Source organism: Enterobacter cloacae complex sp. P2B (genome assembly GCF_014895985.1).
Lineage (GTDB): Bacteria > Pseudomonadota > Gammaproteobacteria > Enterobacterales > Enterobacteriaceae > Enterobacter > Enterobacter bugandensis.
In genome coordinates this window covers 89,323-114,597 of sequence record NZ_JADBQQ010000011.1, presented here as the reverse complement: position 1 = coordinate 114,597, position 25,275 = coordinate 89,323, and the positions used below count along the sequence as shown (strand labels likewise).

The 25,275-nt window shown below is 57.7% G+C and carries 24 protein-coding genes; 16 read left to right on the top strand and 8 right to left on the bottom strand.

Annotated elements, in window-relative coordinates:
* Nucleotides 1-6 precede the first annotated feature (6 nt).
* Genes IM313_RS10670 through IM313_RS10660 form a run of 3 tightly spaced genes read left to right on the top strand, consistent with a single transcriptional unit; the run spans nt 7 to nt 1,975 of the window.
* Nucleotides 7-1,221: a PP2C family protein-serine/threonine phosphatase gene (locus tag IM313_RS10670; RefSeq protein ID WP_192971084.1), complete on the top strand. Its 1,215-nt coding sequence runs from the start codon at nt 7-9 to the stop codon at nt 1,219-1,221.
* On the top strand, nt 1,211-1,549 hold the full coding sequence (locus IM313_RS10665; protein WP_028013194.1) for an STAS domain-containing protein: 339 nt from the start codon (nt 1,211-1,213) through the stop codon (nt 1,547-1,549). The genes IM313_RS10670 and IM313_RS10665 overlap by 11 nt, the downstream gene beginning before the upstream one ends.
* Nucleotides 1,550-1,975, top strand: coding sequence for an ATP-binding protein (locus tag IM313_RS10660; protein WP_192971083.1), 426 nt, complete (start codon nt 1,550-1,552; stop codon nt 1,973-1,975). It begins immediately after the preceding gene.
* A 24-nt stretch (nt 1,976-1,999) separates the two neighbouring features.
* Here the strand turns inward: IM313_RS10660 and IM313_RS10655 are convergent, their stop codons facing one another.
* Nucleotides 2,000-3,487, bottom strand: a complete 1,488-nt coding sequence (locus IM313_RS10655) for a UbiD family decarboxylase (protein WP_192971082.1) — start codon at nt 3,485-3,487, stop codon at nt 2,000-2,002.
* Between the two features lie 113 nt (nt 3,488-3,600).
* Between IM313_RS10655 and IM313_RS10650 the strand changes: the two genes are divergently transcribed.
* The gene (locus IM313_RS10650) at nt 3,601-4,485 is read left to right on the top strand and encodes a LysR substrate-binding domain-containing protein (protein ID WP_048999585.1); all 885 of its coding nucleotides are present in this window, start codon (nt 3,601-3,603) and stop codon (nt 4,483-4,485) included.
* Here IM313_RS10650 and IM313_RS10645 read toward each other — a convergent pair.
* The 4 genes from IM313_RS10645 to IM313_RS10630 all read right to left on the bottom strand — a co-directional run bounded on the left by IM313_RS10645 (nt 4,476) and on the right by IM313_RS10630 (nt 7,877).
* Nucleotides 4,476-5,387, bottom strand: a complete 912-nt coding sequence (locus IM313_RS10645; protein ID WP_192971081.1) for a LysR family transcriptional regulator — start codon at nt 5,385-5,387, stop codon at nt 4,476-4,478. The genes IM313_RS10650 and IM313_RS10645 overlap by 10 nt on opposite strands.
* Before the next feature lie 4 nt (nt 5,388-5,391).
* Nucleotides 5,392-6,378 (bottom strand): MBL fold metallo-hydrolase, encoded by a 987-nt coding sequence (locus tag IM313_RS10640; protein WP_048999583.1) that lies wholly within the window; start codon nt 6,376-6,378, stop codon nt 5,392-5,394.
* A 141-nt stretch (nt 6,379-6,519) separates the two neighbouring features.
* The gene (locus IM313_RS10635) at nt 6,520-7,263 is read right to left on the bottom strand and encodes a 5'-nucleotidase, lipoprotein e(P4) family (protein WP_180216685.1); all 744 of its coding nucleotides are present in this window, start codon (nt 7,261-7,263) and stop codon (nt 6,520-6,522) included.
* A gap of 86 nt (nt 7,264-7,349) precedes the next feature.
* Nucleotides 7,350-7,877, bottom strand: a complete 528-nt coding sequence (locus tag IM313_RS10630) for an N-acetyltransferase (protein WP_192971080.1) — start codon at nt 7,875-7,877, stop codon at nt 7,350-7,352.
* Between the two features lie 131 nt (nt 7,878-8,008).
* Between IM313_RS10630 and treZ the strand changes: the two genes are divergently transcribed.
* From treZ to glgX, 3 genes are read left to right on the top strand one after another with little or no spacing between them, the layout of a single operon-like run.
* Nucleotides 8,009-9,796, top strand: coding sequence for a malto-oligosyltrehalose trehalohydrolase (gene treZ / locus IM313_RS10625; RefSeq protein WP_192971079.1), 1,788 nt, complete (start codon nt 8,009-8,011; stop codon nt 9,794-9,796).
* Entirely contained in the window at nt 9,793-12,261 is a 2,469-nt protein-coding gene (gene treY / locus IM313_RS10620; protein WP_192971078.1) for a malto-oligosyltrehalose synthase, read from the top strand. The genes treZ and treY overlap by 4 nt, the downstream gene beginning before the upstream one ends.
* A gap of 15 nt (nt 12,262-12,276) precedes the next feature.
* Nucleotides 12,277-14,352, top strand: coding sequence for a glycogen debranching protein GlgX (gene glgX, locus IM313_RS10615; RefSeq protein WP_028013184.1), 2,076 nt, complete (start codon nt 12,277-12,279; stop codon nt 14,350-14,352).
* A gap of 1 nt (nt 14,353) precedes the next feature.
* Here the strand turns inward: glgX and IM313_RS10610 are convergent, their stop codons facing one another.
* Nucleotides 14,354-14,899 (bottom strand): winged helix DNA-binding protein, encoded by a 546-nt coding sequence (locus tag IM313_RS10610; RefSeq protein WP_041909953.1) that lies wholly within the window; start codon nt 14,897-14,899, stop codon nt 14,354-14,356.
* A 199-nt stretch (nt 14,900-15,098) separates the two neighbouring features.
* Between IM313_RS10610 and IM313_RS10605 the strand changes: the two genes are divergently transcribed.
* The 6 genes from IM313_RS10605 to IM313_RS10580 all read left to right on the top strand — a co-directional run bounded on the left by IM313_RS10605 (nt 15,099) and on the right by IM313_RS10580 (nt 19,357).
* Complete coding sequence (locus tag IM313_RS10605) at nt 15,099-15,821, top strand: DUF969 domain-containing protein (protein WP_028013182.1); 723 nt, start codon at nt 15,099-15,101, stop codon at nt 15,819-15,821.
* The gene (locus IM313_RS10600) at nt 15,818-16,804 is read left to right on the top strand and encodes a DUF979 domain-containing protein (RefSeq protein WP_192971077.1); all 987 of its coding nucleotides are present in this window, start codon (nt 15,818-15,820) and stop codon (nt 16,802-16,804) included. The genes IM313_RS10605 and IM313_RS10600 overlap by 4 nt, the downstream gene beginning before the upstream one ends.
* A gap of 9 nt (nt 16,805-16,813) precedes the next feature.
* Nucleotides 16,814-17,809, top strand: a complete 996-nt coding sequence (locus IM313_RS10595; RefSeq protein ID WP_136343280.1) for a DUF2891 domain-containing protein — start codon at nt 16,814-16,816, stop codon at nt 17,807-17,809.
* A 236-nt stretch (nt 17,810-18,045) separates the two neighbouring features.
* A complete protein-coding gene (locus IM313_RS10590) occupies nt 18,046-18,438 on the top strand; it encodes a polymorphic toxin type 44 domain-containing protein (protein WP_192971076.1) in 393 nt (130 codons plus the stop codon).
* Nucleotides 18,416-18,850: a hypothetical protein gene (locus IM313_RS10585; RefSeq protein ID WP_048958788.1), complete on the top strand. Its 435-nt coding sequence runs from the start codon at nt 18,416-18,418 to the stop codon at nt 18,848-18,850. Before IM313_RS10590 ends, IM313_RS10585 begins: the two co-directional genes overlap by 23 nt.
* A 21-nt stretch (nt 18,851-18,871) precedes the next feature.
* The gene (locus IM313_RS10580) at nt 18,872-19,357 is read left to right on the top strand and encodes a type VI secretion system tube protein TssD (RefSeq protein ID WP_048999579.1); all 486 of its coding nucleotides are present in this window, start codon (nt 18,872-18,874) and stop codon (nt 19,355-19,357) included.
* Nucleotides 19,358-19,396: 39 nt separating this feature from the next.
* On the opposite strand, the gene IM313_RS10575 is transcribed toward IM313_RS10580, so the two are convergent.
* Nucleotides 19,397-20,797 (bottom strand): MFS transporter, encoded by a 1,401-nt coding sequence (locus IM313_RS10575; protein WP_048999578.1) that lies wholly within the window; start codon nt 20,795-20,797, stop codon nt 19,397-19,399.
* Between the two features lie 117 nt (nt 20,798-20,914).
* On the opposite strand from IM313_RS10575, the gene IM313_RS10570 reads away from it, so the two are divergent.
* The gene (locus tag IM313_RS10570; RefSeq protein WP_048999577.1) at nt 20,915-21,820 is read left to right on the top strand and encodes a LysR family transcriptional regulator; all 906 of its coding nucleotides are present in this window, start codon (nt 20,915-20,917) and stop codon (nt 21,818-21,820) included.
* 81 nt (nt 21,821-21,901) lie between these two features.
* Here the strand turns inward: IM313_RS10570 and IM313_RS10565 are convergent, their stop codons facing one another.
* Nucleotides 21,902-22,810 carry a LysR family transcriptional regulator gene (locus IM313_RS10565; protein ID WP_014831948.1) on the bottom strand — a complete coding sequence of 303 codons (909 nt, stop codon included), beginning with the start codon at nt 22,808-22,810 and terminating at the stop codon, nt 21,902-21,904.
* A 212-nt stretch (nt 22,811-23,022) separates the two neighbouring features.
* On the opposite strand from IM313_RS10565, the gene IM313_RS10560 reads away from it, so the two are divergent.
* Both IM313_RS10560 and IM313_RS10555 read left to right on the top strand, forming a co-directional pair.
* Entirely contained in the window at nt 23,023-24,009 is a 987-nt protein-coding gene (locus IM313_RS10560; protein ID WP_192971075.1) for an aldo/keto reductase, read from the top strand.
* 46 nt (nt 24,010-24,055) lie between these two features.
* Nucleotides 24,056-25,237 carry an aldo/keto reductase gene (locus IM313_RS10555; RefSeq protein ID WP_192971074.1) on the top strand — a complete coding sequence of 394 codons (1,182 nt, stop codon included), beginning with the start codon at nt 24,056-24,058 and terminating at the stop codon, nt 25,235-25,237.
* Nucleotides 25,238-25,275 lie beyond the last annotated feature (38 nt).

Below are 25,275 nucleotides of genomic sequence, written 5' to 3'. Positions count from 1 at the left end.
GGATGTATGTCGGCGCTGCACGTGTTAATCGTTGAAGATTCGCTGATTTATCGTCGGTTACTCTCCCGAATGCTCACCCAGTGGGGATATATCGTGAGCGAGGCGGTAAACGGTGTCGACGCGCTGGAAATCTTGTCCAGCCAGCCGGTCAGCATGGTGATAAGCGACTGGGAAATGCCGGAAATGGACGGACTGACGCTGTGTCAGACCATCCGCAACCGTCAGTTTGGCCGCTACGTGTATATCATCCTGTTGACGGCCCGCGAGAATGCCGGGGACGTGACGCAGGGGTTTGATGCCGGAGCGGATGATTTTTTGAGTAAGCCCGTTGAGCAGGCTGAACTGCGGGCGCGGCTCCATGCCGGGGTCCGTATTCTTACGCTGGAGGCGACCCTCGCGGCGCACAACAAGCGCCTGAGTGAAGCGTTGCATCAGATTGAAAAAGATCTGGAACTGGCTGCGCGCGTTCAGCACTCGGTGCTGCCTTCACGCCGCTTACGCTATGGCGACTACTTCTCCGACTGGCTTTTCCTGCCGTCAGCCTGGGTTTCGGGCGATGTGTTCAATATTTTCCCTCTGGATTCACATCTGGGATTCTATTGCGTTGATGTCTCGGGTCACGGCGTGGGGGCCGCGATGATGTCCCTCGCGGTGGCTCGCCAGTTTTTACATGGCCGGGTGGTGGATCGCTTTCTGTTTACCGAAGAGGGGGGGATTCAGTCACCTGCGGAGGTTGTCAGGATGTTGAACAGCCGCTTTTGCAGTGAAGAGAGCGACATCACCAGTTATTTCACGCTCATTTACGGCGTGATCGATCCAGAGACTGGCGAAGGGTGGCTGTGCCAGGCCGGGCATCCTACTCCCGTCATTGTGAACGCGGACAGCGCCGTCACGTCCGTGGGCGATGGCGGACCGCCGGTCGGGCTAATCCCGGATCTGAGCTGGGAAGACGTCGCGTTTACCCTCCATCCGGGGGATCGCTTATGCTTATTCAGTGACGGTATTACCGAGTGTGAGAACGTCAGCGGCGAGCAGTTTGGCCCGCAACGTCTCGAACGCTGGCTTCATGAGCATGCCCGGCTCCCCGTTGACCAGCTCCTGCCGCGGTTCGGTGACCACCTGACCAGCTGGCGCAATGCAAACCGTGATGAACCGATCGCCTTAACCGATGACGTGTCACTGCTCGTGATTGAGCGTCAGGGAGAACAGAATGATAATTAACACCGAACGATTACCGCATGCCAACATTCTCACGCCCGCGGTCCGACGACTGGACGCCTCCGTTGCTGCGACGTTTAAAGCGTCCGTGACGGAGGAAATCGGCAGCGATCGTAAAGCCTTAATCGTCGACTTTAGCAAAGTGGATTTCATCGACAGCAGCGGGCTGGGGATGCTGGTGTCGTTGTTTAAGCTGATGAACGGGAAAGGTGACATGGCGCTGTGCTCTCTGAACCCCGGGATCATGAACATGTTCACCCTGACCCGAATGGATCGCATCTTCCGTATCTATCCGGATAAACATAGCGCGCTTGCGCAGCTGGGGCAGTAGATGCAGAGGCCAGAGCATGCTGAATTTCCGGCGGCGGTCGCGTCCCTGACGCCGCTGTCCGACTGGCTGAGAGACAGGCTGAGCGCGCTTCCCGTCGATGACGAGTGGCGTTTCGCCTTCGATCTCGCCGTTTGTGAAGTGGCAACGAATATCATCCGCTACGCGCTTCATGAGGATAATTCGAGCGTCTTTAGCGTACAGTTCGCCATCCGCGGCCATGACGTCAGCCTTGTTTTTACCGACGCGGGTGACGCGTTCCCGCAGGAGCGTCTTGAGATCGCCCGCCGAGACCGTTTCTGCGAAATGTCGCCGCTGCTGGAGAGCGGCAGGGGGCTGATGCTCATATTGCTGAGCGTCGATCGTTTCACTGTTGAACGCGTGGCGGGTGAAAATATCGCCACGCTTGAAAAGAAAATACGCGTATGACCTGCGGGCCATACGCGCGTGATTTTATTTCTTATCGGCAAACAGCTCCGGCGCCCACGGACGTGGATCCACTTCCATAAACGGCGCGCGCTCGAAGCGGTCCTTCAGCGCCCACGGCACCGTGCAGTCGAAGATCGTCTTGCAGGAAATGCCGTTGCCGCGAATCGAGGTGCTGTAATCCGGCGACTGGGACGGATCCAGCTGGTGGCCGCGGATCCCCGGAATATTGGTGATGCTCACATCGCCCTGCATGCGCGTCGTCATCGCCCACAGGATGTCGTCGCTGTCGAAAATATCCACATCTTCGTCGACAAGAATAATGTTTTTCAGCTCCGAATAGGTGGCTAAGGCGATGAGCGCCGCCTGGCCCTGGCGTCCTTCGTCTGACGGCTGGCGTTTTTTCACCTGCAATATGCCGAGGAACTTACCGCCGCCCGCGGTATGGGCATAGACGTTTTGCAGGAAGCCCGGAATTGCCTCTTCAACGGCATTACGGATGCTGGCCTCGGTCGGCAGTCCGGCCAGCGTGGTATGTTCTTCCCCCGGTCCCACCAGCGTCTGCAGGATCGCGTGGTTGCGCATGGTCACGGCTTTCACTTTGATCACCGGCAGGGAGGGATTCGCCTCACCGCAATAGCCCGGGAACTCCGGCATTGCGTGGCCAGTGTTGGTATGCTGATCCTCTCTTACGCGCACGCCCGGAAGCAGTTCGCCTTCGATGATGATTTCCGCCCGTGCGATGGCTTTCTCTTTGACCTCCACGCCCTGCACCAGCTCGACCGGCTGCTGGCGCAGCGCCCCGGCGACGCCCAGCTCGTTGTAGCCAAACGGCGTGGTAGGGGCCTCAAAGCATGCGCCGATATAGATGGCGGGGTCGAGACCCATGTTGATCGTCACCGGCAGCGGTTTTCCGGCATCCTCCGCTTTTTTACGGAAGACTTCGATATGTCGCCCGGCGGCAAGGAACATGGAAAGCTCGTCGCGCTCCTGCACGCAGAGGCGGTGAATGGTGACATCCGTCAGCGAGCTGTCTTCCGGATCGCTTGCCAGCACCAGCCCCAGGCAGAAAAACGGACCGGCATCAATTGGCGTATTGGTCGGTGCCGGAAGCAATTTGCGAAGATCGAAGTCAGGATCGTCAGCGTAGAAGACCTGTTCCTGGCAGGGGGCCTGCGAGGCCGGAACAACAACCGGTGCGACCGGCTTTTTCACCGCCTGGCCAACGTGTTTTGCCAGTTCAGACGGTTCGCAGCCTAACAGCAGCGCCGCGCGCTCGCGGCTGGCGTGCATGCCCACCAGAATGCGGGAGCCCGGATAGCCCTTAACGCTGTTGAACATCATGGCCGGACCCGAGCGGGTCGGACGTTTTACCGTGCCGCCTGCGCCGATATGGCGGTAGACACCCGCCAGTTCCGCGTTGGGATCGACCGGATGATCGGTTTCAATATACTGGCCTTTGTGGCGCCGCAGTAAGGCGATGGCGCTGCGGAGATCGTTGACTTGGTTTTCCATATTTTCCTCCCTCGGTTGAATACATCCATTTTTATGGCAAAGACCAATAGCATCAATTTCATCATTTCTGTTAAATTGATAAGTAAATTTATATCAATACAGGGAGGCGTCTCGTGCAGTTTCGTCAGATGCGCCACTTCATTGTCGTAGCCGAAGAGCTCCACATGCACCGGGCCGCCGAGCGTCTGAATATCGCCCAACCGGCGCTGAGCCAGCAGATAAAGGCGCTGGAAGAACGTTTAGGCGTCACGCTTTTCAGCCGGGCGAACCGCCGCTTAACCCTAACGCCCGCGGGCGAAGCGTTTCTGGTCAAAGCCCGGCTTGCCATCTCGTTGACCGAGCAGGCGGTGCTGGATGCCAGACAAACGGCACGGGGCGAGCAGGGGGAGTTAAACCTGGGGTGCGTGTCGAGTGCGATGTTTGACGGCAGGCTGCCCGCCGCGCTGCGCCAGATGCACAGCCGCTGGCCGGCCATTACCATGTCCCTGATGACGGGAAATGTGCAGACGCTCTACGCCGCCGTACAGAGCAACCAGCTGGACGTGGCCATCATCCGCGCGCCGCTGCCGTCGCTGCCTGACGATCTGCAAAGCCGGCCGTTCACCTCGGAGAAAACGGTGCTGGCGCTCTCTCGTCAGCATCCGCTCGCCGGATCGTCCGCGCTGACGCTTTCGTCGGTGAAAGACGAAAAATGGATCTCGCTGCGCGATCCGGAGGGAATGGGGCTGGAGCAGTACTTCTATGACGCCTGCAGCGGGGCGGGCTTTCAGCCGGGCGTGGTGCAAAATGCGACCGACGTGCCCACGGTGATAAGCCTTGTTGCGGCCGGATTTGGGCTGGCGCTGCTGCCCGCGTCGGCAAAGGCAGTGAGCGTTGAGAATGTCGTCTACGTGGACATCCTCGACCGGCTGCGGGAGAGCGAACTCACCCTGGTTTGCCACCGGATTATTCGTTCAGAAGTGCTTAAAAAGTTTCTGGTCACGCTCGATCACACCTGACGTCCGGCAGCCCGCAGCAGCTGCCCGCGCAGCCAGGCGTTCGCCGGATCCTGGCTGTTTTTCGGGTGCCAGTACATGTTGATGGTTATCGGCTGGAGCGGCAGCGGCGGTGGGAAAATATCCAGCGTGCTGGCAAACTGCTTCAGCATCCGTTCCGGCAGGGTACATACCAGGTCGGTACCGGCAACCAGCGCAGGCGCCATAGCGTAGCTCTGGGTGGACATGGCAACGTGTCGCTGATAGCCCAGCCCGGCGAGGGTTTGGTCGATAAATCCGGTAAAGGGATCTCCCGCCGACGACACCACCAGATGGGAAAGCGCGCAGTAACTTTCCAAATCTAACGAACCTGTTCCACGCGGATGAGCTTTGCGCTGGGCGGTGGCAAACGCGTCGTCGAGAAGTTTGCGCCTCACCCATCCGTCATGGGCGCCCGCGCTCACGCCGATGTAGATATCCACATCACCGTTTTCCAGCTGCTGCGGCAGGTCTACTATCTCCGGAAGGGCGAAGCGCAGGCGGATGCCGGGGGCATCGGTACTCACCTGGTTAAGCAGCGCGGTGCCGAGCATCAGCGCCGGGTTTTCATGCAGCGCGATAACAAATGTCCGGCTGCTGGTTTGCGCCTCAAACGCGATGGGCGCAAACATCGCGCTGATGCCGTGCAGCACGCTTGCCACCTGCGGCCTGAGCGCTTCCGCTCGCGGCGTGGGCAATACCCCGCGTCCATGCGGGGAGGGAATAAACAGCGGTTCGCCAAAGAGCGTGCGCAGACGCGCCAGGCGGGCAGAGAGGGCGGGTTGGCTGATGCCCAGCCGCGTGGCCGCATGAGTGATGTTCCTGTCCTGAAGCAGGGCGTCCAGCGCCAGGAGCAGGTCTATGTCCATGTCAGATATACGCGACATCACTCTACTTCGCGCCGCTGGCGTCCCGGTTGGTATAGGTGACAGGGACCCAGGCATAGCCGCCTTTCTCACCTTTCGTCACATAGCCGATGCCCGGGAAAGGCAGATGGGGCGCGGCAATAAGGTCTTTATTTTTCACAAAGTCAGCGAATGCATGCTCGCGTACGCTTGCCGCTTTGTTCTCATCTTCATCGTAGGTGATGGTCACCGCAGGCTGCGGGAACTGGACCGCCGCTGCGTGAATGATGTCGCCGACAAAGGTGATCTTCTCGCCTTTACTTGTCAGCGTGTAGAAGGCTGATCCCGGCGTGTGTCCGGGATGAACCGTGCCGGTCAGCCCCGGAAGAATCTCCGATGTGCCGCTAAACGGCACCACTTTACCCGCGTCAAGATAGGGTTTTAAGGTCTTCTGTGCGACATCGAAATAGTTCTTGCCGTAGCCGGTTTTCTTCTGATTGTCGTCGTTAAAGAAAAAGTCGATGTCCGGTTTGCCAACGAAAACGCGCGCGTTGCTGAACACCACCTTGCCGTCTTTCACCAGGCCGCCCGCGTGGTCGGAATGGGCGTGGGTTAGCAAGACTTCAGTAATGTCCTCGGGTTTGATCCCCTGGGTGGCGAGGCTCTCAATCAGACGTCCGCCGTTGCCGGGGCCAAAGAGCTGGCCGGAACCGGTATCCACCAGGATTTTGTGTCCGGGCATCGCAATCAGGAAGGCGTTGATGGACACTTCCGCCGGGTTGGTCTGAAAGTTTTTCGCGAGCAGTGCATCAATGTTTTGCGGCGTTGTACGGCGCAGTAGCTTATGCAGATCCTGCGCAACGGTCCCGTCCGTAAACGACGTTACCAGAACGTCACCGACCTGCACGCTGTAACCGCCCGCCGGTTGTTTAACGACGTGCTGCGGCGTTTCTGCCGAGGCCTGCAGCGCAGGGTAGAACAGCAATGAACTGGAAATCAGCGTGGAAAGAGCAAGTTTTTTCACGGTAAGCATACGAGTCTCCTTTGAAAGTGCTCATCTTACTGCTCCGTAAAATTATAAGAACCTGCTCAGAAATGATAGGACCTATAAACGAGATAAATAGCACAGCGCAACAGCCGGGTGGTGGTGAAGCCATTCCCGGCCCGTAAAGCGTTATTTTTTCAGCGGTGCGTTCCAGCTATCCAGCGTGGCCCTGGACCAGGCACCATAAGCGGCATTTGGGAGCACAATCCAGTCGTTGCCGAAGTGTTCGGCGCTGGCTTCAACCAGCTCACGCTGCTGCTCGCTCGGTTTTTTGTTTTTGAACTGTACGGCGAAGTCCGGCAGGCTGTCGCCGAACAGCATCACGATCTGCTGCTTTTTGAGGATGCTCTGACGGCGCTCTTCCTTGCTGACCGTATCCAGCAGCACGCTTTCGTCAGATACCTGCGGCAGGCCGAGAGCGTTTAACGTCTTCAGCGTGTCGGCTTTGTTTTCCTGCATACGGTCCGAAACATAATAGATGCGGACCTTGCTTTGATTCACATGGTCAAGAAACGCCTTCGCTCCTGGGATTAAGCCGGGTTTTCCCTGTTTTTCCCAGTCGCTCCAGGTATCCCATTTCGTATAGTCGTGACACTGCGCCATGTCGCGCACCAGCAGAGGGGTGTTATCCAGCACCGTTTCATCCAGGTCCATCACCACGGCGTAATTTTCAGGTGTTTTCAGATCTTTTAATTTTTCGTTGAAACGCTCGGTGGCAAACCGATACGTCTGCAGCTGAAGGGCCAGAATCTCAGCCGATTTCTGCTGATAGCGCAGCGCCATTTCGTACGCTTTGGGTTCACACAGCTCGCGCTCAGCGGCCGTCGCCGCTGCACTCAAAACGGGTAATGCCAGCAGTAATGCCTTAGCCATTGAATTCACACTTCTTTCCTCAACACCGTGGTTAAAATCCCGAAAGCGTAATGAAGTTCAATGACAGAAATATGAAGGCAGCGTCGCTACACCAGCATGTAATACCAGAACAGGGCGACCTCGTCTTTTTCCGGTAAGGCGTTGTAGAGATAACGATCGTACCCGCCCAGGGTGAACCCGTAGTTACGGTAAAACAGACAGGCAGAGACGTTCACATTTTGTGTTTCAAGCCGTAATCCCGGCGCGTTTACGCTGCGGGCCCACACGTGCGCGGCAGCCATTAATTTTTGCGCGGCGCCGGTTCTGCGTCTGGTGCGATCAACGGCAATATAATCCACTGAAATAAATTTATTCCAGCCGATTGATGCGGTAATAAATCCGGCTAATTCACCGTCATCGGTTTCCGCAACAAGAAATATGGCGTCCGGATTAACGCAATGGTTTTCAAGGGTTTGGATGTCGCGTTCGTAGGTTTTTATCCAGGGCTCGGCGACGGCTTCAATATGCAAATCACAATGGATAAAGGGCTCTCGCGCAATGTGGCTAATGGTGAAAGAAAAGTCACAACATTCAAGACGGACGAGGTCCGTATTTAATCCTTTTCGAATCTGCATAGTATTCCCGATAGTGAGTTATTCCTAAAGAATAGACGACGCGGTTAAATCCGCTGATCTCACGCACTTGTGATCCTGAACTAAGCTTGTACTTCGTTCCGCGTAAAATGTGGGTCATTCGAGGACAATGAATGGAATTCAGGACATTTCAAAAGCAGTGGGGTGCTGAGTTTATTTCCGATGACGTGGTACGTTTTCGCGTCTGGGCAGAAGGACAGAAAGAACTTACGCTACGTCTGGCCGCCACCGACGTGCCGATGACGGCGGTGGGGCACGGCTGGTTCCAGGCAGACGTTTCTGGCGTCACGCACGGTGCAGAGTATCAGTTTGTCCTGCAGGACGGCATGACGGTACCCGACCCGGCATCGCGCGCGCAAAAGGGCGACGTTAACGGGCCATCGGTTGTTATTAATCCCCGACGCTATCAGCCGGTTAACCGGGACTGGGCAGGGCGGCCGTGGGAAGAGACGGTCATTTACGAGCTGCACGTCGGCACCTTTACCCCAGAGGGCACCTTCCGGGCGGCCATCGACAAGCTGCCCTATCTGGCGGAGCTCGGTATCACCCAGCTTGAAGTGATGCCCGTTTCCCAGTTTGGCGGAACCCGCGGCTGGGGCTACGACGGCGTGCTGCTGTATGCCCCGCACGCTGCCTACGGTACGCCGGAGGATTTTCACGCGTTTATCGACGCCGCGCACGGGCTGGGGCTTTCCGTGGTGCTGGATATCGTGCTCAACCACTTCGGCCCGGAGGGGAATTATCTCCCGCTGCTGTCGCCCGCGTTTTTTGATGCGCAGCGGATGACGCCGTGGGGCAACGGTATCGCTTACGAGCGCGAGCCGGTGAGGCAGTACATCTCCGACGCACCGCTCTACTGGCTGACGGAGTACCGTCTGGATGGCCTGCGCTTTGATGCCATCGACCAGATTAAAGACAGCTTCGGGACGCACATTCTGGAGGAGATTGCCGCGAAGATCCGCGAGGCGATCCCGCACCGTCACGTTCACCTGACCACGGAAGACAGCCGCAACGTGATTTTCCTGCATCCGCGCGATGAACAGGGCAACACGCCGCTGTTTACCGCCGAGTGGAATGATGACTTCCACAACGCTGCCCACGTGTTTGCCACCGGCGAAACGCACGCCTACTACCAGGATTTTGCGTGTGAGCCGGAGAAAAAGTTCGCCCGTGCGCTGGCGGAAGGGTTTGTCTACCAGGGCGAGATTTCGCTGCAAACCGGAGAATCTCGCGGGGTGGAGTGTCGTACCCAGCCGCCGCAGTTCTTCGTCGATTTCATTCAGAACCACGATCAGACCGGGAATCGCGCCCAGGGGGAGCGGCTCATCACCCTCGCGGGGGCCGACAGGACGCGGGTGCTGCTTGCCGCGTTGCTGCTCTCTCCTCATATCCCGCTGCTGTTTATGGGCGAGGAGTTCGGTGAAACGCATCCGTTCCTGTTCTTCACCGATTTTCACGGCGACCTGGCAAAAGCGGTGCGGGAAGGGCGCGCGAAAGAGTTTACCGGCCACGCCGGGCACGATGAAGCCGTCCCGGACCCGAACGACGTTAACACCTTCGTTCGCTCAAAGCTCGACTGGCATAAGATTGCTACCGACGAAGGGAAAACGTGGCTGCGCTTCACCCGCCACCTGCTGACGTTGCGCCATCGCTATATCGTTCCGCTTCTGCATCAGGGCGGCATCGTTGAAGGCAAGATGATCGAGACCGCGCCCGGCATGGTGGCGGTGAGCTGGCGCTTCCCGTCCGGGACGCTCTCTCTGGCGCTCAATATCGGCCCTAAGCCTGTCGACGTACCCGCGCTCGCAGGGGAGACGCGCTTCGCCTGGCCGGAGGTAAACGACGTTTTGCCGCCGAACAGTATTGTCGTTCGCTTTGCTGATGGAGACGCATCGTTATGATCCCTTCCGCCACGTACCGTATTCAGTTCCGCAACGGCATGACGTTTGACCGCGCTGTCGAGCTGGTGCCGTATCTGAAAGACCTCGGCATCAGCCACCTCTACGCCTCGCCCGTGTTTACCGCCACAACGGGTTCCACCCACGGCTATGACGTGACCAACCCGAATGAAATTGACCCCGCGATTGGCGGTCGGGCAGGGTTTGACCGCATGGCCGCGGCGGTCAGGCAGGCTGGCATGGGGCTGATTCTGGATATTGTCCCGAACCATATGTCCACCTCGCTGGAAAACGCCTGGTGGCGGGACGTGATTGAATATGGCCAGCAGAGCCGCTATTTCCGCTATTTCGATATCGACGCGTCGCGCCCGCTGACGCTGCCGTTTCTCGGCGACACCTTTGAGGCGGAGCTGGAGAAGGGTGCCATTACGTTAAAACGTGACCCTGTCACGAATAAAGCCTCTCTGGTCTATTACGACACGGCGTACCCGCTTAATCCGGGCACGTACAGCGAGGATAAAAGCATCGCCGAACTGCATGAGGCGCAGAGCTGGCGGCTGATGTCCTGGCGGGAAGCGCCGAAGCAGCTCTCATGGCGGCGCTTCTTCGAGATCACCGGTCTTGTAGGCGTACGGGTTGAAGACGAGGCGGTCTTCGACGATACGCACCGTCTCATTCTTGAGCTGGTTCACGCGGGCGTGGTTGACGGCCTGCGCATTGACCATATTGACGGCCTGGCCGATCCGCTGGGTTATTTGCAGAAGCTGCGGCAGGCAGCCGGACCTGACTGTTACATCACGGTCGAAAAAATTCTCGCGAAGGGAGAGCAGCTCCCCACCGACTGGCCGGTTTCCGGCACCACCGGCTACGAGTTTATCGCCTCGCTGGCGGAGGTGCTGGTCGACGACGATAACCTCTCGCGCCTGGAGACAATCCACGACGAGACGCTGGGCGTCACGGTCGATCGCCACGTCGAACTGCGCGATGCCAAGGGTCTGATGACCGATCGTAATTTTGAGGGCGAGTTCACCACGCTGCTAAATCTTGCGGACGATCTGGCCCGCCGCAATGACGTTGCGCTGCCGCGCGAGGAGATCCGCCACGCGCTGCGCGAGCTGCTTATCGCCTTTCCGGTGTACCGCACCTACGGCACTCGCGAGGGATTAACCCCGCCTGATGTGGCGCTGCTTAGCCGCGTGGTCGCCGGCGTAAATACGTCCGAAGCGGCCCTGAGCCTGATTGTGCGTATTCTTACCGGCGAGCTGCCGGAAGATTGCCGCGACTGCGCCGCGCTTTTCAGAACCCGCTTCCAGCAGCTGACCGGGCCGCTGATGGCGAAGTCGGTGGAAGATACGCTGTTTTTCCGTCTGAACCTTGAGCTTGCGCTCAATGAAGTGGGCGCTGACCCGACACCGCGCGCGTTCTCGTTATCCCGCTTTCACCAGGAGATGCGCATTCGTCTCGCCCGTCAGCCCGACGCGCTGCTGGGCACCTCCACGCACGATACCAAGCGCGGAGAAGACGCCCGGGCGCGGCTCTACACCCTGACGGAGGCGCCGGAACGCTGGGGAGAAAATCTCGCCCGCTGGCGGCAGATGAACCAGACCCAGGTGCGTTTTCTCAACGACGGCACCGCGCCGAACGCCGCCGATACCTGGATGATCTATCAGGCGCTGGCGGGCGTCTGGCCCGCCACGTTGTCGCCTGACGATGCCGAAGGGCTTGCATCGCTGGAGACGCGTTTCCTCGGCTTCCTTGAGAAAGCGCTTCGCGAGGCGAAGCAGCGCACCGACTGGATCGACAGCAACGAGAGCTATGAGAGCGTGGTGCTGAGCTATGCGCGGCATCTGCTTTCCCCGGATAACGCCCCGTTCCTGCACGATTTCAGCGAGGCGATGCAGCCCTTTATCCGCGCCGGGCTTATGAACAGCCTCAGCCAGACGGTCATCAAGCTGACGGCGCCCGGCGTGCCGGATATCTATCAGGGCAGCGAGGCGCTCAACTTTAGCCTCGTCGACCCGGATAACCGGCGGGAGCCGGACTTCAACGCGCTGATGCAAAACCTCAGCGCGGCGGATGCTTCAGTGTTTGAACACCCGGCCTGCTGGCGGGAAGGCAGGGTAAAGCAGTTTGTCACCGCCACGCTGCTGCGGCTTCGACCGCATTACGACGCGCTTTTCCGCTACGGCGACTGGCTGCCGCTCAAGGTTTCCGGCGAGCGCGAGGAGAACCTGATTGTCTATGCGCGCGTTAAAGACGAGGAGGCGCTGATCGTTGCCGTGCCGCGTCTGGTTTTTGGCATCACCGATAATCATCAGCTGTGGGTCAATACCACGGTAGCGATACCCGACGAACTGGCCGGGAAGCGCTATCGGGATCTGTTCAGCGGTGAAAGCCGCATTCTGCAAGAGACGCTGGATTTAACGTCAGAAAAGGGATGTGTACTGGTTCTGCTTACCTGCGAATAATCGTGGAGAACGAAAATGGCAAAGGAAACTACGTTTGAAATTCGGGCCGGTCATGGCCAGCAGTTGGGGGCGAATTATGACGGGAAGGGCGTTAACTTCGCGCTGTTCTCCGCGCACGCGGAGCGGGTGGAGCTCTGTCTGTTTGACCCGTCCGGGAAAACAGAAATCGCCCGGCTGGAGCTGCCGGAGTATACCCATGAGGTCTGGCACGGCTATGTGCCTGACCTGAAACCCGGTGCGCTGTACGGCTATCGCGTCTACGGCCCCTACGATCCGGAAAACGGTCACCGCTTTAACCCGCATAAGCTGCTTATTGACCCGTATGCCCGTGAACTGGTGGGCGATATCGACTGGAACGACGCCCATTTCGGCTATGAGCTGGGGCATGACGAACTGGATCTTAGCTTCGATACGCGGGACAGCGCGCCGTTCACGCCGAAATGCAAGGTTATCGACCCGAACGCTTTTGACTGGCAGGACAACAACCGGCCAAACGTGCCCTGGCCACATACCGTCGTCTATGAGAGCCACGTGAAGGGCTTTACCCAGATGAACCCGGCCATCCCGCCCGAGCTGCGCGGGACCTTCGAGGGGATGGGACACAAAGCCTCGGTCGACTACATCAAGAGTCTGGGCATTACCTCGGTGGAGCTGCTGCCCGTTCACTGGTTCCCGGACGACCAGCATCTGCTCGACCGTGGCCTGAAGAACTTCTGGGGCTATAACACGCTCGGCTTTTTTGCTCCGGCGTCGCGCTACTACGGCCCGGCGGGGATCCAGGGCTTTCGCGACATGGTGCGCGCCTATCATGACGCGGGCATCGAGGTGATTCTGGACGTGGTCTACAACCACACGGCGGAAGGTAACGAGCTGGGGCCAACGCTTTCATTCAAGGGCATTGATAACTACAGCTACTACCGCACGCTGCCGGACCAGCACCGGTATTACATTAACGACACCGGGACGGGGAACACGGTGAATACCTCCCACCCGCGCGTGCTGCAGATGGTGATGGATTCCTTGCGCTACTGGGCCGAATCCATGCACATTGACGGTTTTCGTTTCGACCTGGGGACGATTCTGGGCCGCGAGCCTGAGGGGTTCGACCCGCGCGGGGGCTTTTTCGACGCCGTTACCCAGGATCCGGTGCTCTCTAAGCTCAAGCTAATTGGCGAGCCCTGGGATATTGGCCCCGGCGGCTATCAGGTCGGTGGCTTCCCGCCAGGCTGGGGAGAGTGGAACGACAAATACCGCGATACCGTGCGCGAGTACTGGAAGGGGGACAACGTCTCGACGGACTTTGCCGCGCGTCTGCTGGGCTCCGGGGATCTGTACGACCTGCGCGGGCGTCGCCCGTGGGCCAGCGTCAACTTTATCACCGCCCATGACGGCTTTACGCTGAATGACCTGGTGTCGTACAACGAGAAGCACAACGCCGACAACGGCGAGGACAATAACGACGGGCATAACGATAACCGGTCGTACAACTATGGCGAAGAAGGGCCGACGGAGAACCCGGACATTATCGCCACCCGCGAACGGCAGAAGCGTAATTTCCTGACCACGCTGCTTTTCTCCCACGGTACGCCGATGCTGCTGGCGGGGGACGAGTTTGGCCGTACGCAGAAGGGCAACAACAACGGCTACTGCCAGGACAGCGAGATCTCATGGATCGACTGGAAGGGGCTGTCCGAAAACGACGCGGCGCTGCGCGAGTTCACCCGCCGGCTCATTGCCCTGCGCGCGCAGCAGCCGCTGTTGCGTCGTGAGAGCTGGCGCGACGGGCTGGAGATCCGCTGGTTCAATGCCGGAGGCGGTCCGCAGCAGGCCGAGCAGTGGGATGAAGGCTCAACGCTCGGGGTCTCCATCAGCAGGCCGGATCTTCAGCAGGAGGACGGCATCTGGCACGACGTGCTGATGCTGTTTAATCCGTTCGAAGGCACCGTGCCGTTCCAGATCCCGCAGTTTGGCGAAGGAGGATGGGTGCTGGAGCTTTCTACGGCGGATGACGCTGCCGCCGGGACAGCGTTCACCGAAACCGTAGAGTACGAACTGGCCGGACGCAGCATTACCCTGTTCAGACGTCCGTAATTCAGAGTGATGCCGCCGCGCGGGCGGCGGTGTCATACAGGGAGGAGATCGCGCGTAGCAGCTGCGCGGTTTCGCCGATGGATTTCCCGGAAATGCCGCTCTCCGCATGAATGGCGATCAGACACGCTTCACGCACGTCCCGGTACTTCATGCACAACGCTTTCCCTTCCTCCGTGGTGGAGAAAAAGAGCTCTTTACCCGCTTTCTCGCTCGTCACGTAGCCCGCTTTGACCAGCTTTTTCAGGGCATAGGTCACTACATGCGTATCTTCCACGTTGAGAACAAAGCAGATATCGGCCAGCTTTTTCTTGCGGTCGCGGTGGTTCACGTGATGCAGCAGCGAGACGTCAAAAGCGCCCATATCCGGCTCTCCGGCTGCGGCCATGCAGCGCACCATCCACTTGTTAAACGCGTTGCCGGTCATGATCAGCGCGTACTCCAGCTCTGACAGTTCCGCGCAGCGCTCCGACACCAGATGGCGGGAGGAGACGATCCGGCCATCGTTGATATCATTGCAATCGGGTGAAGCACTCTTTTTCGAGGTCATAACGTTCCTTAGCCAGAAATGTAAACTCGTCGATAAAATAAGAACATTTTATTGATAATTTGTTTACATGTTTTTGAGGTTCAGATATAGCTTTTTAGCCCAGGTTTTGTGAAGCCTGGCGAAAAACACAACATCGCTCGCCGCAAATTAAAAAAATAGCCGTCGGCGCGCAACGCTCACTTTCGATAGGGTAAACGTTATGGACGGTACTACGCTGTTGCCGCTGATCGGGATACCGATCGTGGTCATTGGTTTTGCACTGCGCTTCAACCCGCTGCTGGTCGTCGTGGTGGCGGGTCTGGCGACGGGCCTGCTGGTCGGGATGGATTTCGGGATGCTGCTGGAGACCTTTGGCGAGAAGTTCGTCAATAGCCGATCGCTGGCGACCTTCATTCTGATCCTGCCGGTAATTGGTCTGCTGGAATATTACGGGCTTAAAGAGCGCGCCCAGGCCTGGGTGGCGAAGATCGCCAGCGCCACCTCGGCGCGTATTCTGATGCTCTACTTCGTGGCGCGTGAAGGCACAGCCGCGCTGGGGCTGATGTCGCTGGGCGGCCATGCCCAGACGGTACGCCCGCTGCTGGCCCCGATGGCCGAAGGGGCAGCGCTGAACGAATACGGCGAACTGCCGCAGCACATTCGCGACAAAATCAAGGCCCATGCCGCGGCGTGCGATAACATCGCGGTCTTCTTTGGGGAAGATATCTTTATCGCCTTCGGTGCGGTGCTTCTGATTGACGCGTTTCTTAAGGAAAACGGGATCGAAGGGATCGAGCCGCTGCACATCGGCCTGTGGGCCATTCCCACCGCCATTGCGGCATTGATTATTCATATGACGCGCCTGCTGCGCCTGGATGCCAGCATCCGCCGCGACGTCATGGCCTGGCGTGCAGAGCAGGGTACGCAGGGGGCCGCGCAATGATGACGCTTATCACCATTAATCGGGTGTATTACCTGATCGGTTTTGTTGTGATGCTGCTGGTTGTCATGACCCTGCGCGACCGCGAGAATCCGAAGCGTTTTACCACCGCGCTGTTCTGGTTTTTATTCGGCGGGATCTTCCTGTTCGGTGACCTGATGGTTCAGGAGCTGGGCAAATCGCTGGCGTACCGGATCGTTGGCGGTTGCGTTATCGCAATCGCGCTGCTGGCGGGTTTTGGCCTGGTCGGGAAAGGCCACTATAAAATGGCCTCCGACGAGGAGCGCATTGCCTCGTCAAACCGCCTTAAAAACTGGCTGTTCCTGCCCGCGCTGATGATCCCGGTGGTGACGGTAATCGGGACGCTGTTCCTGAAGGGGGTGTCGATTGGCGGTGTTTACCTTCTCGACCAGAAACAGCTCACTCTGGCGGCGCTGTGCGTGGCCTGCGTCGCGGCGATCCTCACCGGCTGGTGGCTGACCAAAGGCACGCCGCTGCACGCCATTCGCCAGTCACGTCGTCTTGTCGATACCATCGGCTGGGCGGTGATCCTGCCGCAGATGCTGGCCATGCTCGGCGGCGTGTTCGTGGCGGCCAATACCGGTGATTCGGTGCAGAAGGTGGTGAGCCTGTTCGTGAACCCGGACAGCCGCTTCATGCTGGTGGTCATTTACTGCGTGGGGATGGCGCTGTTTACCATGATCATGGGTAACGCCTTTGCGGCCTTCCCGGTGCTGAGCGCGGGGATCGCCTTGCCGTTCCTGATCAACGTGCATCACGGCAACCCGGCGCCGCTGCTGGCGATCGGCATGTACGCGGGCTACTGCGGCACGCTGATGACGCCAATGGCTGCGAACTTCAATATCGTTCCCGCCGCGCTGCTGGAGCTGAAAGACAAATATCAGGTGATCAAGATCCAGATCCCGACCGCGTTAACCCTGCTGGTGGTGAACGTGTTCCTCATGTATTTCCTCGTGTTTCGCTAAGGAGCTGTTATGGAATTGACGCAACATCAGGCTGACGCGTTTGCCCGCATGCCTTTAACCTATTTGCGCCAGGAATACCCGAACCACATCATGCATCTGCTGAATGATGACGGTGACGTTCTGCCGCCTCGCGAGCTGCACCCGATTTTCTACGGCTGTTTCGACTGGCACTCGGCGGTGCACGGCTACTGGCTGCTGCTGCGCTGCGTGCGCCTCTATCCTGATCTACCGTGTCGGAATGACATCGTCGCGCTTTTCGACGAGCACCTGACCGACGAGAACGTGGCGAAGGAGTTGGCCTATTTCACCGCGCCGTTCCGCGCCTCGTTTGAGCGGCCGTATGGCTACGGATGGCTGCTGGCGCTGGCCCAGGAGCTGAAACAATCGTCGCTGCCGCAGGCCGCAGGCTGGTACCAGACGCTGGAGCCGCTCACCCAGGATATTCGCAACCGGCTGGTGGATTACCTCAGCAAGCTCACCTATCCGATCCGCGTCGGAACGCACTACAACACGGCGTTTGCCCTCGCGCTGGGGCTGGATTACGCCCGAGCCGTGGAAGATAGCGCGCTTGAGCAGGCGATTGTGACGGCGGCGGAGCGGTTTTATCTCGCCGATACGCGCTACCCGGCCCATTACGAGCCGGGTGGCGATGAGTACATCTCTGGTGCGCTGACGGAAGCGCTGCTGATGAGCAAGGTCGCAGAGAATTTCCCGGCCTGGTTTGACGCGTTTCTGCCGGATATCGGCTCCATTGCGGCGCTGATGAACCCGGCGGAAGTGAGCGACCGTACCGACCCGAAAATTGCTCATCTGGATGGGTTAAACCTCAGCCGCGCCTGGTGTATGAAGCATATCGCCAGGGCGCTTCCGGTAAACCACCCGGCCCAGCAGGCCTTGCGTGATGCCGTGGCAAAACACCTGGCGGCAAGTGTCGGGCACGTGGTGGGCAGCCACTACAGCGGCGGGCACTGGCTGGCGAGCTTTGCGCTACTGGCGCTGGAATAAACAAATACGCCGTCTTTCCTGCCGGGTGGCGCTGCGCTTATTTGCCCTACATTGTGAAATGCACAATTCCTGTAGGCCCGCGCAAGCGTAGCGCCGCCTTAATTTTTTTGATTTTTAATGCGGTTAATACCTTAGTCGGATATTTTTCCGTCATTTCTCTGTAAACAGATATCTTTTTTACCATCGCAAAGGTGTACGATATGCGGCCATATACCCACATGAAATAGGTGGTTAATATGGCTGTTATACCTTTGTTACCCAAAGAAGGAATCGCTCTTGTGTTGGCAAACATGAGGATTGCAAGAGCGCATGGTATGAGCAGAAACATGGCTATCCCTACAACCTATCTTTGGTTTTATCAAAAAGTAAGAAATAAGGGACCGTGGGATTACAAGCAAGGACACCCGGAGTTAGCAAATTTTGGGAACTTCAATTATGGTTCGGCTGGCTATGCTGCCGGGATACCATCAGAACCGCTATTGATGGGTGCTGGATGGGCGCAGGAAAGAGCTAAAACCTCCAAAAAGAAATGGGGGCACTGGTATCAAAAACCGCCTTATGGGGATGATCCACACGATCAGTTTTGGATAAGGCAAGGTATAGAATATGCAAAGAAATACGGTTATTAAACGGCTCCATTGCTTACTCACAACGATTCTGTTGCTCGTTGTTTGTGGGTTTCTGACATATCAATACTATTTTAATGCATCTCCTCACGATAGCTTTGTCAGCAAACAGAAACTCTCTGATACCGTCACACTGTACATAACTAAGTATGATGATGGAGACGCTACGGTGTCGGATGTTTACCGCTTCTATTTAGATAAAGACAACAGCGGGAACATTATGAAAGCCCTTGAAGAACGATCACCCTTCCTGGAAGCCGATACAAGCAATGTCACAGCTTCAGCTTATGGGAACACGGTAAATGTAAAAATCACGGGCAAGGTTTATTCATTCACTAATTCTGATCTGTTCTATGCCGATGGTGTAGCGATCATGCCTGTAATTAATCTCATAGCCAATGGAATAAGAAATTAATTAACATAAGGAGTTTTAAAAATGGCTGTACCAGTACACCTCTTTTTGAAAGACGATGGCGGAGCAATGATCCGTGGTGGTTCTGATGTTGCAAACCGTGAAGGAAGCATAGAGCTTAGAGATCTGATCCATAACCTGAGCATTCCAACAGATGAGGCAACAGGTAAACTTACAGGTACAAGGCAACATTCAGCCTTCAGTTTAACAAAGGCAATTGACTCATCTTCACCCTATCTATACAAAGCAGTGGCTACAGGTCAGACGCTTCAAAGTGCCGAATTAAAGTTCTATCACATCAATGATGCTGGTCAGGAAGTGGAATACTTCAACATCCTGATGGAAGGCGTGAAAGTCATTTCAATAACTCCAATAATGCATGATACAAGAGATTGTCCCGGTACTGGTCACATGGAAAATGTATCTTTACGATATGCAAAAATCACATGGAAAATTCTGGACGGAAATATACAGTACACTGATGCGTGGAACGAACGTCCTACAGCGTAGTTGTTATAAACAAGCAGCGCCGAGAGGCGCTGCACAGCGTTACGCTGATGCCCGCACCCCAGGGCGCAGCCTGCTCAGGCTAAACAAAACCGATCCTGTTGAGGCGATGACGGCGATCCACCGTGCCAGATGCACGGCCCGATCGTGGTCTGATCCGGTCGTCGCAAGCAGCACCCCCACCGCGGCGGCCCCCAGACATTGCCCGAACGTCCTGACGATAGACAACACCCCTGAGGCATAGCTGGCATGTTCCCGCGCCACGTTAGCGAGCATCTCCCGGTTATTGGGGCTCTGGAAGCAGCCAAACCCAATCCCGCAAACCAGACTGCGCAGGCAGATATTCCATGCGGACGGGTTTTCCGGCAACGTCGCCAGCAGGACCAGCCCACCGACAAAAATCATCAGGCCGATAGTCGAGATCAGCGGCGCGGAAAGGGTATCTGCCCAGCGCCCCGCGTGCGGTGCGATCAGCACAATGCCAATTGGCCACGGGGTGAACAGCAGCGCCGAAACCACCGGGCTGTAGCCATACACGCTCTGAAACAGGAACGGCAGCGCGACAAAGGTGATGCCCTGGCTGACAAACGAGGCCAGCGAGGTCAGGGCGGCGAGGGTGAAGCGTCCGTTTCTGAACATAACGGGCGGCAGTATGGGACTGCGCGCGCGCCGAATACGCCAGACGAAGGCGATAGCGCTGACCAGCGTGAGAAGCCCCCAGCCAGCGGCTGCCGGGTTAATGCCTTGCGTTATGTGCTGAAGGCTGTCGGCCAGCATGATTGCAGAACCTAACAGCACGGCGGAGAGCGCGGCGCCCGGCGCATCAAAGGGGGAGCCGTCAACGTCCGACTGGCGCGGCAACGCCCGCCATGCCAGCAACAGGGCAATACTGCCCGGAACAAGGTTAATGGCGAACAGCCACTGCCAGCTCAGCACGTCCAGTATCGTCCCGCCCAGCACGGGGGCAATTGCCGTGCTGGCGGCAATAAGCAGGGCGTGCAGCCCCAGAATGCGGCCAAGCAGTCGCCCCGGAAAAACGGAACGCAGGATCGCCGGGGCGATACTCAGGGTAGCCGCGCCGCCGATGCCCTGCAGAATACGCATCCCGATCAGCATGTCGGGCGTTTTCGCCAGCGCGCAGCCGAGCGAGGTGAGCGTAAAGGTGGCAAGCCCGGCAAGAAAAACCGGGCGATAGCCCACCCGCGCCGCCAGCGCCGCGAAGATGGCCAGCGTCATTGCCGCCGATAGTAGATAACCGTTGGCAAACCACACCGCAACGTTCGCGGGGACCTGCATCGCCCTTGCCATGGAGGGCAGCGCGATGTTGATCATGGTGCCGTCAAAGACGCCCATCAGCGTGGTGGTCATGACGGCGGCCATCACCCGGGCGCGTTCATGACCGGGTAAGCCTTCATCGCCGGGCTGGTTTGAAAAGAGCGTCATCGTCGTTACTCCGCATAAGAATAGTGATGACGAAACTATAATCATGGGGTATACAGGGCGGAAGACGCAGCGCTTGCACTTTATCGTTGCATATAACGCCTTATCAGAGGAGCCATCGTGTCCGATCCTGACTTTAACCTTCTGGTTGCGCTCGACGTTCTGCTGGCCGAAGCCAGCGTGGCTGGCGCGGCGCGGCGCTTAAACCTGAGTACGTCCGCCATGAGCCGCACCCTGAGCAGGCTGCGGGAGGTGACAGGCGATCCTATCCTGGTGCGGGCCGGTCGGCAGATGGTGCTGACGCCCTGGGCCGAAGCCACCCGGGACCGGGCCAGAAGCGCCGTGCATGAGGCAAGGGCGGTACTGCAACCCTCCACGGAAACGCTGAATGTTGAGCGTATGGAGCGCCTGTTCACCATCCGAGCCAACGACGGCTTTGTGGTGGCGTTTGGGCCACTGCTCATTGCCGCAGTGGCGGCGGTGGCGCCCGACGTCTGCATTCGCTTTTCGCCGAAACCTGAGAAAACGTCGCGCTATCTGCGTGAGGGGCTGGTTGACCTGGAGATCGGCGTGCAGAGCAATATGGGGCCTGAAATTCGTCTGCAACGGCTCTTTCAGGACCGGTTTGTGGGCGCGGTACGCCAGGGGCATCCGCTGGCCTCGCTGTCGTCAGTCAGCCTTGAGGATTATGTCGCCTGGGGGCACGTGGTGGCCTCGCCCGACGGCTCGTTACACGGATTTGTCGATGAGGCGCTGGCGGAACGCGGGATGAAGCGCAAAATTGCCAGCGTGGTGCCAGGGTTCCCGACGGCGTTATCGGTGGCGATGGTCTCCGATCTCGTTGCCATGGTGCCGGCGCTCTATCTGCTCAATCAGCCGATGACCGAGCGCGTGCACGTCTTTGCACTGCCGTTTAAAACCCGGAGCATTACGGTGTCACAGATGTGGCATCCGCGCATGGAAAGGGACCCGGCGCATCGCTGGCTCAGAGAAAAGGTGCTGGAGGTGTGCCGCGCTGTACGCTGACGGCTCAGGCCACTTTTTTCAGCACGGAGAGAATGAAGCGCGTCGATACCGCATCCTATTGTCCCGTATGGAAGCGCTATTTCACAACCCCAGTGGCCTGGCCTCCTGTATGAACTCAATCAGAAGGCGAAGCCCGGTCGGCAGTTGCCGGCGGCTTGAATAATAGATATAAAAACCTTCCTCCAGCGGGGACCATTCCGTAAGCACCAGGCGGAGCCGTCCATCCTTCACATAGGGTGCAACAAGAGGCTCCGGAAAATACATCAGGCCGGCCCCGCCTAATACGGCCACAAGACCCGTTTCAGCCTGGTTGACCGTCACTGAGCCAGGCACAGTGATTTGGTACGTTTCGCCGTCTCGCTCAAGCTCCCAGCGATAAATCCGATCGTCGCCGAGACGATTGCTTATACAGCGATGGTGTAATAAATCATCAGGATGTTCAGGCGTTCCGTAGCGTTCAAGGTAGTCGGGGGATGCGGCGATAACCCAGCGAATATCGGCAGATAAACGCCGGGCAACCATGTCTTCCGGGACGGTGCCACCATAGCGGATACCGGCATCGAAGCCCGCATCAGTGACGTCAACCATACGGTTACTGGCCACAATATCGATTTCAATATCGGGATAGCGATCCATAAACGCGGGCATAACCGGTGCAAGCAAAAGATTGGCCGCTTCAACGGCTGCATTGATGCGGATACGCCCGGTAGGCGTATTACGATACCGGTTAAGCGATTCAAGCGCGCCTTCTATCTTGTCGAAAGGCTGAAGGACAGACTGAACCAGTTCTTCACCTGCAGCCGTAGGTGTAACGCTCTTGGTCGTGCGATTAAGCAGGCGAACCCCGAGCCGGGTTTCCAGTCCCTTCAGGGCATGACTAAGCGCTGATGCACTGACACCTAATTCAATCGCCGCACGGCTGAAACTGCGATGACGTGCAATAGCCATGAAATAAATGAGATCGGCGACATCAGCTCTGCTTATTTGCATACAGAATCGTTTTCCTTGTGCGTTAAGGCCCGAATGCGTTGATAGGGAAATGATATACACCATAGACCGACCACGGCTAATCCGTTGCTGAATTTTTTTCACAAGTCCATCCACCCATCGCCTCTCACTGAACATATTGTGCTTCGTTATTCTTGAAAATTATGCGCTCTGGCCGTCGGTCAGGGCGGAACATTCACCTAACGGAGCCGTGTATGAACTATACGCATCTTGGCCGCACCGGCCTGAAAGTCAGCCGCCTTTGTCTCGGAACCATGAATTTTGGTGACGTCACCGACGAGAAAACCAGCGCCCGCATTCTGGATGAAGCGCTTGAGGCGGGTATCAATTTCATTGATACAGCAGACGTGTATGGCACCGAACAATCACCCGATATCCAGCAAGGTTCGGGGCTGTCTGAAGAGATTATTGGTCGCTGGCTCCAGCAGGGTGGCCGCCGTGACCGTATCGTTCTGGCGACGAAAGCCTATCAGCCTATGGGACCGGGTCCGAACGATCGCCGTCTTTCTGCTTACCATATTCGCAAGGCCTGCGAGGACAGTTTGCGACGGCTTAAGACCGACCATATTGACGTCTATCAGATGCATCACATCGATCGTTATACACCATGGGAAGAGGTCTGGCAGGCCATGGAACTCCTTGTTCAGCAGGGAAAAGTGCTTTATATCGGTAGCAGCAATTTCGCAGGCTGGGACATTGCGACGGCGCAGTCAGTTGCCACGGCCCGTCATTCCCTGGGCCTGGTTGCTGAGCAAAGTCTCTACAATCTGACTGCCCGAACCGTTGAGCTTGAGGTCATTCCCGCATGCCGTCATTTTGGCCTGGGACTGATTCCCTGGAGTCCACTTGCCGGAGGGTTGCTTGGCGGCGTACTGAAAAAGATGGCAAGCGGGCGCCGTGCAAGGCCCGCGTTTGCCCGTCTAATCGAACAGTATCGTCCGCAGCTGGAAGCCTACGAAGGATTATGTGAGGACCTCGGCGAAACCCCTTCCGATGTGGCGCTTGCCTGGCTCCTGCAGAATCCTGTGGTTACTGCTCCACTTATCGGGCCTCGTACGGTCGAACAACTCCAGCAGGCGCTTCACGCAACGACAATCACGCTATCAGACGACACCATGAGCTGTCTCGACGAAATCTGGCCCGGACCCGGGGGAGAAGCGCCCCAGGCTTATGCCTGGTAATGACCAAATTAATGAATCCTTTCTTCGCTATAGGGAGTTCCAGTTTATGAGCAAGATGATGCATGACCAGCATTCTGCTTCCGTACCCGCTTCCCGGGATCGTCGCAATTTTCTGATCGCCGGCGCCGGTCTGGCGTTGGCCGCTACCACCCTTGGCAGGAGCGGTGCAGTGATGGCGAACCCGGCTGGTCAGGACTCGTCGAACGCCCCTTCGGATGCTGTTCCCGTCGAGAAGGAGATCTTAACCACGCGTAAACTCGGCTCGCTGGAGGTTTCCAGCATGGGACTGGGGTGTCTGCCTATGGTGGGGTATTACGGCGGTGGTCCGCGCGATCGCAAAGCCATGGTGTCGCTCATCCGGGCCGCCTTCGAACAAGGGATTACGTTCTTTGATACTGCCGAGGTGTATGGTCCCCATCTCAGTGAAGAATTTGTCGGGGAAGCACTGGCCCCCGTTCGCGATCGTGTGGTGATTGCCACTAAGTTCGGTTTCGGCGTGGAGGAGGGGAAGCCAACCTCCCTTAACAGCCATCCTGACCATATTCGCCGTGCCGTAGAGGGCTCGCTAAAGCGTCTGAAAACGGAGCACATCGATCTTCTTTATCAGCATCGCCCCGATCCGAATGTGCCGATCGAGGATGTGGCGGAAACCGTGAAGGCGTTGATACAGGAGGGTAAAGTGAAACACTGGGGATTGTCGGAAGCGAGTGCCAGGACAATCCGCCGCGCACATGCGGTACTCCCTGTGACTGCAGTACAGAGTGAGTACGCCATGTGGTGGCGTGAACCGGAGACGCGGATATTTCCAACGCTCGAAGAGCTGGGTATCGGCTTTGTACCTTACTGCCCGACCGCCAGGAGTTTCCTTGCCGGGGCAGTCAATCCAGATCAGCGGTTCGACAGCACAGATCGGCGGCATAATCTGCCACGCTTCCAGCCCGATGCCCTGGCCAAAAACATGGTACTGCTTGAATTTGCGCAGTCGTGGGCCCGCCGCAAAAACACCACTCCGGTTCAGTTCGCGCTGGCCTGGGTGATGGCACAACGGCCATGGATTGTCCCCATCCCGGGTACGACGCAATATCCGCACCTGATAGAAAATAGCGGTGCACCGCAAGTCCGGTTGACGGACAGCGAGTTACGCGAAATCGATGCAGCGCTTGCCAGGATCCCATTGCAGGGCGGTCGCGCAGATCCGTTTACCGAAAGTCAGTTTGATAAAAGTTAAACGGTGATGGCCACCTTTATACTTACTGTCACAGGGAG

Bases quoted from the DNA above. Each gene is read 5' to 3' on its own strand.
- IM313_RS10645 (WP_192971081.1), bottom strand. From the start codon at position 5,387: ATGTCGCGTATATCTGACATGGACATAGACCTGCTCCTGGCGCTGGAC.
- IM313_RS10580 (WP_048999579.1), top strand. From the start codon at position 18,872: ATGGCTGTACCAGTACACCTCTTTTTGAAAGACGATGGCGGAGCAATG.
- IM313_RS10565 (WP_014831948.1), bottom strand. From the start codon at position 22,810: ATGCAAATAAGCAGAGCTGATGTCGCCGATCTCATTTATTTCATGGCT.
- IM313_RS10660 (WP_192971083.1), top strand. From the start codon at position 1,550: ATGCAGAGGCCAGAGCATGCTGAATTTCCGGCGGCGGTCGCGTCCCTG.
- IM313_RS10655 (WP_192971082.1), bottom strand. From the start codon at position 3,487: ATGGAAAACCAAGTCAACGATCTCCGCAGCGCCATCGCCTTACTGCGG.
- IM313_RS10640 (WP_048999583.1), bottom strand. From the start codon at position 6,378: ATGCTTACCGTGAAAAAACTTGCTCTTTCCACGCTGATTTCCAGTTCA.
- treZ (WP_192971079.1), top strand. From the start codon at position 8,009: ATGGAATTCAGGACATTTCAAAAGCAGTGGGGTGCTGAGTTTATTTCC.
- IM313_RS10610 (WP_041909953.1), bottom strand. From the start codon at position 14,899: ATGACCTCGAAAAAGAGTGCTTCACCCGATTGCAATGATATCAACGAT.
- IM313_RS10670 (WP_192971084.1), top strand. From the start codon at position 7: ATGTCGGCGCTGCACGTGTTAATCGTTGAAGATTCGCTGATTTATCGT.
- IM313_RS10590 (WP_192971076.1), top strand. From the start codon at position 18,046: ATGGCTGTTATACCTTTGTTACCCAAAGAAGGAATCGCTCTTGTGTTG.
- IM313_RS10595 (WP_136343280.1), top strand. From the start codon at position 16,814: ATGGAATTGACGCAACATCAGGCTGACGCGTTTGCCCGCATGCCTTTA.
- IM313_RS10635 (WP_180216685.1), bottom strand. From the start codon at position 7,263: ATGGCTAAGGCATTACTGCTGGCATTACCCGTTTTGAGTGCAGCGGCG.
- IM313_RS10585 (WP_048958788.1), top strand. From the start codon at position 18,416: ATGCAAAGAAATACGGTTATTAAACGGCTCCATTGCTTACTCACAACG.
- IM313_RS10665 (WP_028013194.1), top strand. From the start codon at position 1,211: ATGATAATTAACACCGAACGATTACCGCATGCCAACATTCTCACGCCC.
- treY (WP_192971078.1), top strand. From the start codon at position 9,793: ATGATCCCTTCCGCCACGTACCGTATTCAGTTCCGCAACGGCATGACG.
- IM313_RS10630 (WP_192971080.1), bottom strand. From the start codon at position 7,877: ATGCAGATTCGAAAAGGATTAAATACGGACCTCGTCCGTCTTGAATGT.
- IM313_RS10600 (WP_192971077.1), top strand. From the start codon at position 15,818: ATGATGACGCTTATCACCATTAATCGGGTGTATTACCTGATCGGTTTT.
- IM313_RS10605 (WP_028013182.1), top strand. From the start codon at position 15,099: ATGGACGGTACTACGCTGTTGCCGCTGATCGGGATACCGATCGTGGTC.
- IM313_RS10575 (WP_048999578.1), bottom strand. From the start codon at position 20,797: ATGACGCTCTTTTCAAACCAGCCCGGCGATGAAGGCTTACCCGGTCAT.
- IM313_RS10555 (WP_192971074.1), top strand. From the start codon at position 24,056: ATGAGCAAGATGATGCATGACCAGCATTCTGCTTCCGTACCCGCTTCC.
- IM313_RS10560 (WP_192971075.1), top strand. From the start codon at position 23,023: ATGAACTATACGCATCTTGGCCGCACCGGCCTGAAAGTCAGCCGCCTT.
- glgX (WP_028013184.1), top strand. From the start codon at position 12,277: ATGGCAAAGGAAACTACGTTTGAAATTCGGGCCGGTCATGGCCAGCAG.